The organism is Bradyrhizobium sp. SZCCHNRI1009 (assembly GCF_032487575.1).
Lineage (GTDB): Bacteria > Pseudomonadota > Alphaproteobacteria > Rhizobiales > Xanthobacteraceae > Bradyrhizobium.
This window is the reverse complement of the sequence record NZ_JAUEUL010000037.1, coordinates 1-13,905: the sequence shown is the minus strand read 5'-3', so window position 1 is coordinate 13,905 and position 13,905 is coordinate 1. Positions and strand designations below refer to the sequence as shown.

The 13,905-nt window shown below is 66.5% G+C and carries 15 protein-coding genes; 12 read left to right on the top strand and 3 right to left on the bottom strand.

The features are described from left to right. Positions 1-78: 78 nt before the first annotated feature. From QX010_RS31775 to soxA, 8 genes are all read left to right on the top strand, one after another. Positions 79-1,479, top strand: a complete 1,401-nt coding sequence (locus tag QX010_RS31775; protein WP_316183531.1) for an MFS transporter — start codon at positions 79-81, stop codon at positions 1,477-1,479. A gap of 136 nt (positions 1,480-1,615) precedes the next feature. Next, positions 1,616-2,065, top strand: a complete 450-nt coding sequence (locus QX010_RS31770; protein WP_316183530.1) for a (2Fe-2S)-binding protein — start codon at positions 1,616-1,618, stop codon at positions 2,063-2,065. A 10-nt stretch (positions 2,066-2,075) separates the two neighbouring features. Further along, entirely contained in the window at positions 2,076-4,259 is a 2,184-nt protein-coding gene (locus QX010_RS31765) for a xanthine dehydrogenase family protein molybdopterin-binding subunit (RefSeq protein WP_316183529.1), read from the top strand. Between the two features lie 61 nt (positions 4,260-4,320). After that, the gene (locus QX010_RS31760; protein WP_410051999.1) at positions 4,321-5,589 is read left to right on the top strand and encodes an FCSD flavin-binding domain-containing protein; all 1,269 of its coding nucleotides are present in this window, start codon (positions 4,321-4,323) and stop codon (positions 5,587-5,589) included. Continuing rightward, a complete protein-coding gene (gene soxX / locus QX010_RS31755; RefSeq protein ID WP_316183527.1) occupies positions 5,573-6,019 on the top strand; it encodes a sulfur oxidation c-type cytochrome SoxX in 447 nt (148 codons plus the stop codon). Before QX010_RS31760 ends, soxX begins: the two co-directional genes overlap by 17 nt. Positions 6,020-6,025: 6 nt before the next feature. Further along, entirely contained in the window at positions 6,026-6,514 is a 489-nt protein-coding gene (locus QX010_RS31750; RefSeq protein ID WP_315802476.1) for a SoxY-related AACIE arm protein, read from the top strand. Beyond that, positions 6,514-6,834 (top strand): thiosulfate oxidation carrier complex protein SoxZ, encoded by a 321-nt coding sequence (gene soxZ / locus QX010_RS31745; RefSeq protein WP_316183526.1) that lies wholly within the window; start codon positions 6,514-6,516, stop codon positions 6,832-6,834. The genes QX010_RS31750 and soxZ overlap by 1 nt, the downstream gene beginning before the upstream one ends. A gap of 23 nt (positions 6,835-6,857) precedes the next feature. Then, positions 6,858-7,610 (top strand): sulfur oxidation c-type cytochrome SoxA, encoded by a 753-nt coding sequence (soxA, locus tag QX010_RS31740; protein WP_410051458.1) that lies wholly within the window; start codon positions 6,858-6,860, stop codon positions 7,608-7,610. Positions 7,611-7,942: 332 nt separating this feature from the next. Here soxA and QX010_RS31735 read toward each other — a convergent pair whose 3' ends face one another. After that, positions 7,943-8,902 (bottom strand): LysR family transcriptional regulator, encoded by a 960-nt coding sequence (locus QX010_RS31735; RefSeq protein ID WP_315802473.1) that lies wholly within the window; start codon positions 8,900-8,902, stop codon positions 7,943-7,945. A 109-nt stretch (positions 8,903-9,011) separates the two neighbouring features. Here QX010_RS31735 and QX010_RS31730 point away from each other — a divergent pair, with 109 nt between their 5' ends. From QX010_RS31730 to QX010_RS31720, 3 genes are all read left to right on the top strand, one after another. Continuing rightward, on the top strand, positions 9,012-9,449 hold the full coding sequence (locus tag QX010_RS31730; protein ID WP_315802549.1) for a DoxX family protein: 438 nt from the start codon (positions 9,012-9,014) through the stop codon (positions 9,447-9,449). Between the two features lie 64 nt (positions 9,450-9,513). Further along, positions 9,514-9,978, top strand: a complete 465-nt coding sequence (locus QX010_RS31725) for a hypothetical protein (protein ID WP_315802472.1) — start codon at positions 9,514-9,516, stop codon at positions 9,976-9,978. Positions 9,979-10,090: 112 nt separating this feature from the next. Then, complete coding sequence (locus QX010_RS31720; RefSeq protein ID WP_316183546.1) at positions 10,091-10,582, top strand: TlpA disulfide reductase family protein; 492 nt, start codon at positions 10,091-10,093, stop codon at positions 10,580-10,582. A 244-nt stretch (positions 10,583-10,826) separates the two neighbouring features. Here the strand turns inward: QX010_RS31720 and QX010_RS31715 are convergent, their stop codons facing one another. Further along, entirely contained in the window at positions 10,827-12,482 is a 1,656-nt protein-coding gene (locus QX010_RS31715; protein WP_315802471.1) for a regulator, read from the bottom strand. A gap of 72 nt (positions 12,483-12,554) precedes the next feature. Next, complete coding sequence (locus QX010_RS31710; RefSeq protein ID WP_316183524.1) at positions 12,555-13,241, bottom strand: isochorismatase family cysteine hydrolase; 687 nt, start codon at positions 13,239-13,241, stop codon at positions 12,555-12,557. Positions 13,242-13,366: 125 nt separating this feature from the next. Here QX010_RS31710 and QX010_RS31705 point away from each other — a divergent pair, with 125 nt between their 5' ends. Further along, positions 13,367-13,633, top strand: coding sequence for a hypothetical protein (locus QX010_RS31705; protein WP_316183523.1), 267 nt, complete (start codon positions 13,367-13,369; stop codon positions 13,631-13,633). Positions 13,634-13,905: the final 272 nt, after the last annotated feature.

The following is a 13,905-nucleotide window of genomic DNA, read 5'->3' as shown; positions in this document are numbered from 1 at the left end:
ACGGCTGGGGCGCTCGCCTGCTCCCGTGTACATGCTGATCCGGACGCGCCCCGCGAACCGAAGGTCTCCAAAGGTCTCATGTCCGACCGCCACCACGCTTCGAAGCTCGCCGGCGACGGCACCACCGATGGCCTGCCGCCCGGCAAGCGGCCCTGGGCCATCGCCGCGATCTTCACGGCGCTGTCGATGGCCTCGCTCGACGTCGCCATCGCCAACATCGCGCTGCCGTCGATCTCGGCCGATCTCCACGTCTCCCCGGCCGAGGTGGTCTGGGTGGTCAACATCTACCAGATCGCACTGGTGGCCACGCTATTGCCGCTCGGCGCGCTCGGCGAGATCGTCGGCCATCAGCGCATCTATCTCGGCGGCCTCCTGCTGTTCACGCTGGCCTCGGTCGGCTGCGCGCTGGCGTGGTCGTTGCCGACCCTGGTCGTCGCGCGCGCGTTGCAGGGCCTCGGCGCCAGCGGCATCATGAGCGTCAACACCGCGCTGGTGCGCTACGTCTATCCCGGCAAGATGCTGGGACGCGGCCTCGGCCACAACGCGCTGGTCGTCGGCATTTCCTTCACCTTCGGCCCGACGATCGCATCCGCAATTCTCTCGCTCGGCTCTTGGCCGTGGCTGTTCGCGATCAACCTGCCGTTCGGCCTGATCGCGATCGCGATCGGCATGAGGATGCTGCCACGGACGCCGCGCGCCGAGCACGGCTTCGACTTTCTCGGCGCCGCCCTCGCTGCGCTCTGCCTCGGCCTGTTCATCACCGGCATCGGCAGCGCCGCGCACGGCGCGACGCCGGCCATGGTGGTCGCCGAACTGGTCGCAGCGCTCGTGCTCGGCGTCATCCTGGCCCGCCGCCAGGCCGACCACCCGGCGCCGATGCTGCCGATCGACCTGTTCCGCCGCGGCGTGTTCGCGCTGTCGGCCGCGACCGCGGTGTGCTCGTTCTCGGTGCAGGGCCTCGGCTTCGTGTCGCTGCCGTTCTATTTCGAGGACATTCTCCAGCGCTCGCAGGTCGAGACCGGGTTCTTCATGACGCCCTGGCCGCTCGCAGTCACGATCATGGCGCCGATCGCCGGCCGGCTGTCGGACCGTTTTCCCGCCGGCCTGCTCGGCGGCATCGGCCTGGTGATGCTCGGCTCCGGCATGGCGCTGCTCGCCATGTTGCCGGAGAACCCGAGCATCGCGAACATCGTCTGGCGCATGCTGATCTGCGGCATCGGGTTCGGCTTCTTCCAGGCGCCGAATATGAAGGCCATCATGTCAAGCGCTCCGCCGCACCGCAGCGGCGGCGCCAGCGGCATCGTCGCCACGGCCCGGTTGACCGGCCAGACCACCGGCGCGGCGCTCGCCGCCTTGTGCTTCAGCCTTGCGGGGCACCAAGGAGCCACCCTTGCCTTGGCCCTCGGCGCCGGTTTCGCCGCGCTCGGCAGCGTGATGAGCTTCCTGCGGCTTGCCGTCGCTCCGCCGCGCGGCCCATGAGCCGACGCAACTACAAGCCGGGCCCATCACAAATCCTGCGCGCGGCAAACGCATATTCTTGATTTGAAGGATGCAAACGTTCGCGCCACAGTGCCGCCCTCTGTTCAACTGGCGCGTTGAACGAATGGGATCTGCGATGGCAAACCTCACGATCAACGGACAATCCTATACTCTGGACGTCGAGCCCGACACGCCGCTGCTGTGGGCGATCCGCGAGAACGCCGGACTGACCGGCACCAAATATGGCTGCGGCATTGCACAATGCGGCGCCTGCACCGTGCATCTCGACGGCGCGGCCGTGCGCTCCTGTGGCGTCACCGTCTCCGAGGCCCTGGACAAGCAGATCACCACCATCGAGGGGCTCGCGAGCGACACCGGCCTGCACAAGGTGCAGCAGGCCTGGGTGGAGAACGACGTTCCGCAATGCGGCTACTGCCAGAGCGGCATGATCATGGCCGTCGCGGCGCTGCTCAAGGACAATCCGAAGCCGAGCGATCAGGACATCAACGACGCCATCACCAACATCTGCCGTTGTGGAACCTTCGCGCAGGTGCGCGAGGCGATCCACGCCGCCGCCAACGCCTGAGGAGGACGGCATGAACCAGCATGTAACGCCGCGCCTCGACCGCCGGTCCTTCGTCATCGGCACCGCCGCGCTCGGCGGCGGCCTCGCCCTCGGCCTCGACATCCCCTTCGGCGGGCCGCAGATCGTGCGCGCCGCGGATGGCTCGCCCGAGGTCAACGCCTGGGTCGTGATCCGCCCCGACGACACCGTGGTGATCCGCATCGCCCGCTCGGAAATGGGCCAGGGCTCGCTGACCGGTCTCGCCCAGCTCGTCGCCGAGGAATTGGCTTGCGACTGGAGCAAGGTCACGACCGAATATCCGACGCCGGGCCAGAACGTCGCCCGCAAGCGCGTGTGGGGCGATTTCTCCACCGGCGGCAGCCGCGGCATCCGCGCGTCGCAGGACTACGTCCGCAAGGGCGGCGCCGCCGCGCGCATGATGCTGATCCAGGCCGCCGCCGACGAGTGGAAGGTGCCGGCGGCCGAATGCACGGCTGCGAATAGCGTCATCACCCACAAGGCCTCGGGCCGGACCACGACCTACGGCAAGGTGGCCGAGGCCGCCGCGAAGCTGACGCCGCCAGCCGACGTGAAGCTGAAGGATCCCAAGGACTGGACCCTGATCGGCAAGGGCGTGAGACGGCTCGATACCGCCGACAAGGTCACCGGCGCGATGATCTACGGCGCCGACATGAAGCTGCCGAACATGCTCAACGCCGCGATCAAGGACTGTCCGGTCACCGGCGGCAAGCTGAAGAGCTATGACGAGGCCAAGATCGCCGGCATGAAGGGCGTCAAGAAGGTGGTCGCGATCGACGGCACCGCCGTGGCCGTGGTCGCCGACACCTGGTGGCACGCCAAGACCGCGCTCGATGCGCTGCCGATCGTGTGGGACGAAGGCGAGAACGCCAAGGTCTCCTCGGCCTCGATCGCCAAATGGCTCGCGGAAGGATTGGAGTCCGGCCCAGCCTTCGTCGGCAACGAGAACGGCGACGCCAAGGCGGCGCTGGCGAGCGCGGCGAAGAAGGTCGAGGCCGTCTACAACTATCCCTATCAGAACCACGCCACGATGGAGCCGATGAACGCCACCGCGCTCTACACGCCCGAGCGCTGCGAGGTGTGGTGCGGCACGCAGAACGGCGAGGCGGCATTCGCCGCAGTGCTGGAAGCCTCAGGGCTGCCTGCCGACAAATGCGAGGTGCACAAGCTGATCCTCGGCGGCGGCTTCGGCCGGCGCGGCCAGACCGACTATGTCCGCCAGGCGGTGAAGATCGCCAAGGAGATGCCGGGCACGCCGATCAAGCTGTTGTGGTCGCGCGAGGAGGACATGACGCATGGCCGCTATCACCCGGTCACGCAGTGCAAGCTGACCGGCGGCTTCGATGCCGACAACAATCTGACCGCGCTGCACATGCGCATCTCCGGCCAGTCGATCCTGTTCAGCCTGCGACCGGATGCACTCGTCAACGGCAAGGACCCTGCGACCTTCCAGGGGCTCGCGCCATCAGGCGAAGCGACGATCGGCTATTCCGTGCCGAATTTGCTGATCGAGCATGCGATGCGGAACCCGCAGATCAATCCGGGCTTCTGGCGCGGCGTCAACGTGAACCAGAACGCGATCTATCTCGAGTGCTTCATGGACGAGCTCGCCGATGCGGCCGGCCAGGACCCGCTGGACTTCCGCCGCAAGCTGATGGCCGATCATCCCAAGCATCTCGCGGTGCTGAACGCCGTCGCGGAGAAAATCGGCTGGGGCACCCCGGCGCCGGACGGCGTGTACCGTGGCCTCGCTCAGCTGCACGGCTATGGCAGCTACGTCGCGGGCGCCGCCGAGATCTCGGTGATCGACGGCAGCAAGATCAAGATCCACCGCATCGTCGCCTCGACCGATCCGGGCTATGTCGTCAACCCGGCGCAGGTGGAGCGGCAGATCGCCGGCTCGTTCGTCTACGGCCTGTCGGCGCTGTTCTACGGCGGCTGCACCGTGAAGGACGGACGGATCGTCGAGACCAATTTCGACAGCTACAACTCGATGCGCATCGCCGAGATGCCGAAGGTGGACGCGATCATGATCCCGAGCGGCGGCTTCTGGGGCGGCGTCGGCGAGCCGACCATCGGCGTCGCCGCCCCCGCCGTGCTGAATGCGTATTTCGCCGCCACCGGAAAACGCATCCGCTCGGTGCCGCTGCGCGACCAGAACATCACCTTCGCATGATCCGTGTGGCGGCAGCCGTTGGGAACAATGGCCGCCGCCATGCTATTCTGAATGGATGAGAGTGAGCCAGCGCACCCGCAGAGAGGTCGGCGGCCTGATCGCGGCGGGCGCAGCCCTGCTCGCCGCGCCGGCGGTGCTGCGCGCGCAGACGACGGCGCGCGTGATCATCATCGGCGGCGGTTTTGGTGGCGCGAGCTGCGCCCGCGCCCTGCGCCAGGCCGACGCAAAGCTTGACGTCACGCTTGTGGAGACCAACAAGACATTCACCTCGTGCCCCCTGAGCAACGAGGTCATTGCCGGCCTGCGCGATATCACAGCGCAGCAGTTCGGCTACGACAAGGTCGCCGCCGAAGGCGTGCGCGTCGTGCTACAGGCGGCCACCGCCATCGATGCGGCTGCACACAAGGTGACGCTCGCCGACGGCGCCATGCTGGCCTATGACCGCCTGGTGCTGGCACCCGGCATCGATCTCGATTTCACGGCCCTGCAAGGCTACGACGAGGCTGCCTCGACGGTCATGCCGCATGCCTACAAGCCCGGCGAACAGACGCTGCTGCTGCGCAAGCAGATCGAGGCGATGCCGGATGGCGGCACGGTCGCGATCGCCGTCCCCGCTAATCCGTCGCGCTGCCCGCCGGCGCCCTACGAGCGCGCCAGCCTGATCGCGCATTACCTCAAGGCCCACAAGCCGAAGTCGAAGGTGCTGATCCTCGATGCCAAGGACAGCTTCTCGCAGCAGAAGCTGTTCGAGCAGGCGTGGCAGCAGCTCTACCCCGGCATGATCGAGCGCATTCCGCTGTCGCAGGGCGGCCGCGTCACCGGCGTCGAGATCGGCACGCGCACCGTGGTGACCGAGTTCGGCAACTACAATCCCGATGTGACCAACATCATCGCGCCGCAGAAGGCGGGCCGCATTGCCGCGCTTGCCGGTGCGGCCGACCGCACCGGTTGGTGCCCGATCGATGCCACGACCTTCGCCTCGAAGCTGCTTCCGGATGTCCACGTCATCGGCGACGCGTGCCTCGGCGGCGGCATTCCGAAATCGGCCGGCGCGGCGCGGGCGCAGGGCCAGACGTGCGCGGCGGTGATCGTGCGCGACCTGACCGGACGGCAGTCCGATACGCCGCCGCTGACCGGCGTCTGCTACAGCCTCGTCGCGCCGGACTACGCGTTCTCGTTGTCGGGCGTGTATCAGCCGAAGGGAGACCTGTTCGCCGAGGTGGAGGGCAGCAGGACCAGCCCCCTCGATGCCCCACCTGCGGCGCGTGCCAACGAGGCAGAGGCGGCAACGGCCTGGTTCAAGGCGCTGACCCATGATGCGTTCGGCTAGCCGGTTCATCGCGATCCTCATCATGGCCCTGCCCGCGTCCGTCGCCGCGCAGGCGCTCGCGCCGTATACGATCGTCGGCGACGGCATCTCCTCTTCCCTCACCGGCCAGTCCGGCGACGCCGCGCGCGGCCGCGCGCTCGTTCTCGCACGCAGCTCGACCTGCATTCTCTGCCATTCCGGCCCGTTCCCGGAAGCGCGGTTCCAGGGCGATCTCGCGCCCAGCCTTGCCGGCGCCGGCAGCCGTTCGACGATGCCGCAGCTCCGCTTGCGGCTGGTCGATGCCTCCAGGCTCAATCCGGCAACGATCATGCCGTCCTACTATCGCATTGACGGGCTGACCCGCGTCGGTTCCGCCTGGCGCGACAAGCCGATCCTGTCGGCGGAGCAGATCGAAGACATCGTCGCCTATCTCGCGACCTTGCGCGAGTGAGCCCATATGACCGGCATGTTCGAACGATCCCACATCTCGCGCCGCCATTTGCTGCAACTGGCGGGAACGCTCACCGCGGCCAGCGCGCTGCCGCTGATCACGGTCCGGCCGGCGCAGGCGACGCCGGCGATGCTGGCGTCCGCCATCCGCAACCTCGTCGGCGAGGCCAAGGTGACGGTCGGCAAGGTCCGGCTCGACATCCCGCCGCTGGTGGAGAACGGCAACACCGTGCCCATGACGGTCAGCGTCGATCACCCGATGACGCCTGACAATTTCGTCAAGAGCATCCACGTCTTCAACGAGAAGAACCCGCAGCCCAACGTCGCCAGTTTCCACCTGACGGCGAGCGCCGGCCGCGCCCAGGTCACGACGCGCATCCGGCTCGCCGACACCCAGAAGGTGGTGGCGATCGCGAAACTGTCCGACGGCACGTTCTGGTCGGCGAGCGTCGACGTCATCGTGACCTTGGCCGCCTGCACCGAGGAGATGCCGTGATGCCTGCCGCCCTCGTCAACGTTCCCGCCAAGGCCAGGCGCGGCGCCGTCATCGAGATCAAGACGCTGATGAGCCACGTCATGGAGCCGGGCTATCGCCATACGGCCGCAGGCGAGGCCATCCCCCGTGACATCATCACGAGCTTCACCTGCAGGTTCAATGGCGCCGAGATCTTCCGCGCCGACCTCTATCCGGCCATCGCCGCCAATCCGTTCCTGTCGTTCTTCACCACGGCGACCGAGAGCGGCCGCTTCGCCTTCGAGTGGATCGGCGACAACGGCTTCGTCGCTACCGCCACGGCGACGATCACGGTCGACTGATGCGGCCGGCGCTTCTCACTGTCATGACGATGATCGCCCTGACCTTGCCCGTGCTGGCCGGCGAGATTGCAGAGTCCGCGCGCCGCTCCGGCTATGACTTCATGTCGTCGGACACCAAGGCGATGCAGGACGACGACACCGCCAATCCAGCGATGCTGTCGGTGCTCGACGGCGAGGCGCTGTGGACGACGAAGGCCGGCACGGCCAACAAGGCGTGCGGCGATTGTCACGGCGCGGTCGATGTCAGCATGAAGGGCGTCGCTGCGCGCTATCCCGCCTTCAATGCCGCGAGCGGTGTGCCGGTCGATCTCGGCCAGCGCGTCAATCTCTGCCGCAGGCAGCATCAGGAGGCCGCGCCGTTCGCAGCAGAGAGCCGCGAGCTGCTGGCGCTGACGGCGCTGATCGCGAAGCAATCGCGCGGGATGCCGATCACCGCCGGTAACGACCCGCGGCTGGCGTCCTCGATCGCACGCGGCCGCGACTTGTTCTTTCAGCGCCAGGGCCAGCTCAATCTCGCCTGCGCCAACTGCCACGACGATAATTGGGACAGGCATCTCGCGGGCTCATCGATCACACAGGGACAGCCGACCGGCTATCCGATCTATCGCCTCGAATGGCAGGGCATGGGCTCGCTGCAGCGCCGCCTCCGCGGCTGCATGACCGGCGTGCGCGCGCAAGCCTTCGACTTCGACGCGCCGGACATGATCGCACTCGAGCTCTATCTGATGTCGCGGGCACGCGGCATGACGATGGACGCGCCGGCCGTGCGACCGTGAACGTGGGGCACCATCGGTGCGCTCCCTCTTCCCATTCGTCACGGGGCCGCAACGAGCTTTGCTCGCGCTGAGAGGGTTGGGGTGAGCAGACGCACGGGAAGTGTTCGTGGAGAGACCTGTCCCCGTCACCCGGATTGCATCTTCGATGCAATCCGACCTCTCCCCGCCCTAGCGAAGCTTCGCTTCGCCCTGGCGGGGCGAGGTGCACCTTCACTGCCGCGAGAGCTCAACAACATCATGCTGCTATACATCGAGTCGAACTTGTAGAAATTGATAGCCAGCGATGAGCACACCCCAGCTCAGATCGCGAGCTGCCAAGGCCGCCACGCGCATCACGCCCCTGTCTTCCGCCGCTTCCGCCCGCGCGCCCTGATCGTATCGATCGCAGGCGGCGGCCCTTCCGAGACCTGCTTCAGGCGTGGATCGGCGGCGATGAAGTCGATGAAGGTGCGGACCTTGGCCGAGAGATATTTGCGGCTCGGATAGACCGCCATCAGCGGCGCCTTGAGCGTCAACGCCTCCGGCAGCACCGTCTCGAGCCGGCCTGTCGCGAGATCATCCATGATCAGCCAGCGCGGCAACACGGCAATGCCCATGCCAGCGACGGCGGCATGGTGAAGCAGCGTTTCGTTGCCGCTGATCAGCACGTCCTTGAAAGCCGGCATGACCTCGCCGTCGGGGCCAGGCAGCGTCATCGCGCGCGTGGGGATCAGCGCATATCTCAGGAACGCATGGCCATTGAGATCGGCCAGCGCCGTCGGCCGGCCCGCCGCGGCGAGATAGCGTGGCGCAGCGACGAACTGCATCAGGATCGAGGGTAGCGGACGGGCGATCAGTCCGTCACCGGGCGAGGCCGAGGTGCGGAGCGCGAGATCGAAACCCTCGTCGATGAGATTGACGAGCCGGCCGCTGAGGTCGACATCGAGCACGACCTCCGGATAGCGCGAGCGATAGGCGGCGAGCACGTCGGCGAACAGCGAATTCGCAAACCACACGGAGGCGCTGAGCTTCAACGTGCCGCGCGGCAGCACGGTGGCCTCGCTGACATCAGCCTCGACGTCGTCGAGCTGCTCCAGCAGCTGACGCACCTGCTCGAAATAGACCACACCGGCTTCGGTCAGCCCGACGCGGCGGCTGGTGCGGTTGAGCAGCCGGGTCGACAGCCGCCGCTCCAGCTCCATGACGTGCTTGGAGACCATGGCGGGTGACAGGCTCAGCCGCTCGGCCGCCGCAGCGAAGCTCTTGAGCTCGGCGACCTGGCAGAACACCCGGATGCTGACGAGGGAGTCCATTGATCATCAACCAGCAAGAAATGATTTCTCAACGGGAGGCATAATGATCAATCCAGAAGAAATCATCAACCTGCGCCGACCAACCCCCACTCGTTTGGAGACTTCCATCGTGTCCACCACTGCATCGACCACCGATCTCACCCCGCTTCGGCCCTCGCTCGCGCTGCGCATCGGCCTGTGGACCGCACAGGCCCTGATCTTCGTGGCCTTTGGCGGAGCCGGCCTGACCAAGCTGTTCACGCCGATCCCGCAGCTTGCGGCGATGATGCCGTGGGCAGGTGAGTATTCCGAGGTTTTCGTGCGCGCGATCGGGCTGGTCGATCTCGCCGGCGCGCTCGGCATCATCCTGCCGTCGCTAACCCGCATCATGCCGCGCCTGACCGTCCTCGCCGCGCTCGGCTGCGCCACGCTCCAGGTGTTCGCCCTCGCCTTTCATCTTTCCCGCGGCGAGGCCGCCGTCACCCCGCTCAATATCCTGCTGCTCGCCTTGTCGCTGTTCGTGCTGTGGGGCCGCAACAACAAGGCGCCGATCCGGCCGCGCAACTGACCCGGCAACCACCGGCCTTGGAATCGCCACGGCCGACGGTTTCCCTTGCGACGAGAAAGCAGCGATGAGCGAACCCGTTCAAGATCTCTCCCGTCGCGGCTTCGTCGCTGGCGCGACGGCCCTCGGCACTCCAACCCCCGCCGTGCCGGCCGTCGCCCAGCATCGCGCCGGCATCGTCATCCTGATCGATCGCAATGATCCGCACGTGATGGGCCACGCCATCAGCTATTCGGGGAATCTCACGCGGCATTTCGCCAGCCTCGGACAGACGCCCATCATCGAGGTCGTCGCCAACGGCAGCGGCATCGATGTCTTCCGCGCCGACAAATCTCCGTTGAAGGAGCCGATCGCCGCACTGCGCCAGATGTATCCGCATATCGGCTTCAGCATGTGCGCCTCGTCGAAGGCGATCGCCGAGAGCAAGGAGAATCTGATGATCGAGCTGATCGAGGGCGCGAAGCTCGTGCCATTCGGCATCGGCCGCGTCGTCGAGTTGCAGCGCAAGGGCTGGGCCTACATCCATGGCTGAGACTGTTTCCTTCAGCGCCCTCACGCGCCGCACAGCGCTGCTGGGAGCCGCCACCGCCCTCCTTGTATCCTCGCCGCGCGTCCGCGCCGCGGCTGATGATCCGAGGCCGCCGCTGTTCCGCAGCGGCCGCAGCCAGTTCATCGTCGAGCGGCCGCGCAATCCGCTGCCGCCGTTGAAGCTGCAGGACTTGAGCGGCAAGGACGTGACGCTCGCGCCGAAGCCAGGCCATGTCACGCTGGTGAACCTGTGGGCGACGTGGTGCGCGGCCTGCAAGACCGACCTGCCGACGCTCGCCGCACTGGACCGCGTCCGGATGCCGGCGCTCGACGTCTGGACCATCTGCACCGACCGCCGCGACATCAAGACCATCCGCCGATACGCGGAAACGGTCGCGATGCCCCGTCTGTCCTTCGCCGACCCGCATGCGCAGGCGACCAATCCAGCCAATGCCGACGCCTCCGTCTTCGCCACGCCGGCGATGCCGATCACCTATCTGATCGGGATGAGCGGCTTGATCGAAGGCGATGTGACCGGTGCGGCAGAGTGGCTGTCCGAGCCCGGTGAGGCGCTGCTGCGCTACTATCTCGATCAGCCGGCCACGTGACGGTCGAAGACTGATCCGGCGGCCGGACTGGTGAGACGGTGCAGGCATTTGCCTCACCACAACGTCATTCCGGGGCAAGGCCGACAGGCCGTGAACCCGGAATCTCGATGTTGTCTTGCGTCGGCTTTCAACAAGCTCGAGATTCCGGGTTCAATCGCCAACCCGCCGCCGCTTCGCGACGTCGAGTTGACGATTGCCCCGGAATGACCGTCTGAACCAACTTGGCTTTCGTGCCGCAGTCGGCCTACTCCGCCGGCGCCGCTTGCATGTCGGCATGCGGCACGTAGCTCTCGGACATGCCGAGCCGTCCCAGCCAGAACAGCCCGCCCGCGACCACGACATAGGCCAGCGCCACCGCCGGCGTCACACCGAAGCCGCCGCCGATGCCGACAGCCTCACCATGCATGAAGCCGAAATAGGTCATGACCGCACCGGCGAGCGCGAACGCCGCCGCCTTGGTGAAGTCGCGCTCGATGACGAACACACCGATGGCGCCCAGCACGAGGCCGGCGAGGATCGAGCCGCCACCCATCACTTCCAGGCCGTGATACAGCACGCCCTGCTGCGGCAGCGCGGCGATCGCGGCGGTCTTCACCGCGTCCACCTTGTCGGCAGCGAGCCCGCCGACAGCCTGCGCCGCCGTCACCGTCGAGGCCAGCATGGTGTCGATCTGCAGCTTGGCCCAGGCGGCGAGATGCGGCGTGAACGCGAGCACGATCGCCGGCGCGTGCTTGACCGGCGTCGTCTGGAACGCCTGCGCGCCGATCAGCATGCCGATGTAGAGCAGGATCGGCGAGATCGCGACCACCGGCACCAGCGCCAGCAGCACCGAGATGATGCCGAGCCAGGACAGCACGATCACCATCAGCCCGGTCGCCGCGGAGTAGCCGATGCGGCCGCCCATCGCCTTCCAGCCGGGATGGCCGATGTAGACGGCGTTGATGAAGGGATTGCCCATCATGCAGCCGATCAGGCTGACGACGCCGTCGGCGGTCAGCACGCGCGTCGTCGGATACTCGTCGCCCGCGGCTTCCGCGCTCTCGACATTGTCCATGGCCTCGACGAGGTCGTAGATGCCGAACGGGATCGCGGTCACCAGGATCACGCCGAGATATTCGAAGCCGGAGAACACCGTGCCGAACGCCGGCAGCGGCACCGAGAAGCCAAAGTTGGCGAAGGCATCGCCGACGCCCTTCACGCTGAGCCCGCCGAGGCCGAGGCCGAACAGGTTGGAGCCCCAGGCGATGACCATGCCGACCGCGATCGCCACGAGACCGGCCGGCAGGCCTTTCGGATATTTCACGCCGCCGAACCAGCTGACCAGGATGATCGCGAAGCACACCAGCCCGATCTGCGGCGTCATGTACATCTCGAGCGCCGGCCGCATCGAGATGAAGGTGACCGAGACGCCGGCGAGCGTGCCGAGCAGCGCCGCCCTCGGCGTGATCTTGCGGATATAGGGCGCGACGAAACCGCCGATCATCAGGATGAAGCTCTGGAAGAACACCCAGACGAGGCCGGCCGACCAGCCCTTCAGGGGATCGCCGGTCTTCAAGGTGACCGGCAGCATGATCACGAAGGTCACGATGAACATGTGCGGGACGCTGACGCCCGAGGGCAGCGCGCAGACGTCGCTGCGTCCGGTCTTCTGCGCCAGCCGATAGGCGAGGAACGCGTAGTACAAGGTCGACAGGCACATCATCAGGCCGAGCGCCGGCAGGATGCGGCCGAACACCAGGCTGTCCGGCATCTTCAGCACGAAGCGCAACAGCCCGGTGAGGACGAGCATGTTGACGAGGATGTTGGTGCCGAACCCGAAGAACGCGTTCCAGTCCCCTTGTGTCCAGAGCACCGGTTTGAAATCCGCACTTGTCGAGCTTGCCGTCCCGCTTCCGCTCATCGCCTTGCTCCCCTGTTGCCTGCAGCGACTACATGATCAAACTCATCCGTCTCAGATCTTTCAGCTCGTCTCTCAGATCATGGCCTTCAGCACCGCGGCCGAGTCCGCGACCCAGCCGAAGATGCCGCCCTGGGCCTTGATCATCCTCAGCCCCATCTCGTGGAATTCCGGGAAGTAGGACGCGCAGCCATCGGAGATGACGACGCAGCGATAGCCGCGGTCATTAGCCTCGCGTACGGTGGTGTTGACGCAGACCTCGGTGGTGACGCCGCACACCAGCAGATTGGCGATGCCATGGAGCTTCAGCACCTCGCCCAACTCGGTCGCGTAGAAGGCACCCTTCCCCGGCTTGTCGATCACGACCTCGCCATCGACGGGATAGAGCGCGGGAATGATGTCGTGCCCGGCCTCGCCGCGGATGAGGATGCGCCCCATCGGACCGGGATCGCCGATGCGAAGCGACGGCGCGCCGCGCTCGACCTTGGCCGGCGGCGCATCCGACAAATCCGGCTCGTGGCCCTCACGGGTGTGAATGACCAGCATGCCGGCCTCGCGTGCCGCCGCCAGCACATTCGCGATCGGCTCGACCGCGCGGGCAAGCTGCGACACGTCATTGCCCAGTGTCTCGCCGAACCCGCCCGGCTCCATGAAGTCGCGCTGCATGTCGATGATGACCAGCGCGGTCTTGGACAGATCGAGCGTGATCGGCTCCGGCTCGGCGATGATCGTCGCGGTTGCCGCTGCAGATGAGTTCGCCATGTCAGCCGCCTGCCTCCCCGCGAGAATGTCTCGCAACTGATGAAGCAAGCGGTGTGCCATTGTGTACAATGCGGCGAGGCGCGACGGCCCTGGCGAAGCACGAACTAATTCAAGGGGTTGAGAAGATGGCCGACATTGCCCGGTTGCTGGGCAGGCTCGTTCGGCGCGAACTCAGCCCATTTCATGAGCGATCATTGCATGCAATGATCGCCATGCTGCATCGCCTTGCGCCAAGGAAGGAGATTGAGCTTCACCTCGTCCCGCCTGTGCGCAGCATGACCACCGATCGCGCCAAACCGACAAATGTCGGGTCAAGCCCGGGACGACGGCGGGAGAACGTCACATCACCTTCCGATAAAAATAATCTTCTTGCTATTTTTCGGAAATCATGATTGTCTATGCGCATCCCGCCTCATCGCAGAGGGGCGTAGCGCGCGATCGTCACGACACGCGAGGCGGGGAAGCGATGGCCGCGAGAGATCGCAGCGTCCTCTTTCGAGGGCGCGGACGAACGATGGCTTGCGGACGTGAAGTCGCAGCGTCCTGACACCCCGACGCTGGTGTCACCCGCGCAATGCGCAAGCATTGTCGCGGCATGGTGGCCAACAAGCCCGGCGCACCAGGGAGACTGCGTATAAGCGTGAAGACCGTCGCGCAGGGAATG

What these genes read in the sequence shown, in the direction of transcription:
- QX010_RS31775 (WP_316183531.1), top strand. Translation starts at nt 79, where the DNA reads ATGTCCGACCGCCACCACGCTTCGAAGCTCGCCGGCGACGGCACCACC.
- QX010_RS31770 (WP_316183530.1), top strand. Translation starts at nt 1,616, where the DNA reads ATGGCAAACCTCACGATCAACGGACAATCCTATACTCTGGACGTCGAG.
- QX010_RS31765 (WP_316183529.1), top strand. Translation starts at nt 2,076, where the DNA reads ATGAACCAGCATGTAACGCCGCGCCTCGACCGCCGGTCCTTCGTCATC.
- soxX (WP_316183527.1), top strand. Translation starts at nt 5,573, where the DNA reads ATGATGCGTTCGGCTAGCCGGTTCATCGCGATCCTCATCATGGCCCTG.
- QX010_RS31750 (WP_315802476.1), top strand. Translation starts at nt 6,026, where the DNA reads ATGACCGGCATGTTCGAACGATCCCACATCTCGCGCCGCCATTTGCTG.
- soxZ (WP_316183526.1), top strand. Translation starts at nt 6,514, where the DNA reads ATGCCTGCCGCCCTCGTCAACGTTCCCGCCAAGGCCAGGCGCGGCGCC.
- soxA (WP_410051458.1), top strand. Translation starts at nt 6,858, where the DNA reads ATGACGATGATCGCCCTGACCTTGCCCGTGCTGGCCGGCGAGATTGCA.
- QX010_RS31735 (WP_315802473.1), bottom strand. Translation starts at nt 8,902, where the DNA reads ATGGACTCCCTCGTCAGCATCCGGGTGTTCTGCCAGGTCGCCGAGCTC.
- QX010_RS31725 (WP_315802472.1), top strand. Translation starts at nt 9,514, where the DNA reads ATGAGCGAACCCGTTCAAGATCTCTCCCGTCGCGGCTTCGTCGCTGGC.
- QX010_RS31715 (WP_315802471.1), bottom strand. Translation starts at nt 12,482, where the DNA reads ATGAGCGGAAGCGGGACGGCAAGCTCGACAAGTGCGGATTTCAAACCG.
- QX010_RS31710 (WP_316183524.1), bottom strand. Translation starts at nt 13,241, where the DNA reads ATGGCGAACTCATCTGCAGCGGCAACCGCGACGATCATCGCCGAGCCG.
- QX010_RS31705 (WP_316183523.1), top strand. Translation starts at nt 13,367, where the DNA reads ATGGCCGACATTGCCCGGTTGCTGGGCAGGCTCGTTCGGCGCGAACTC.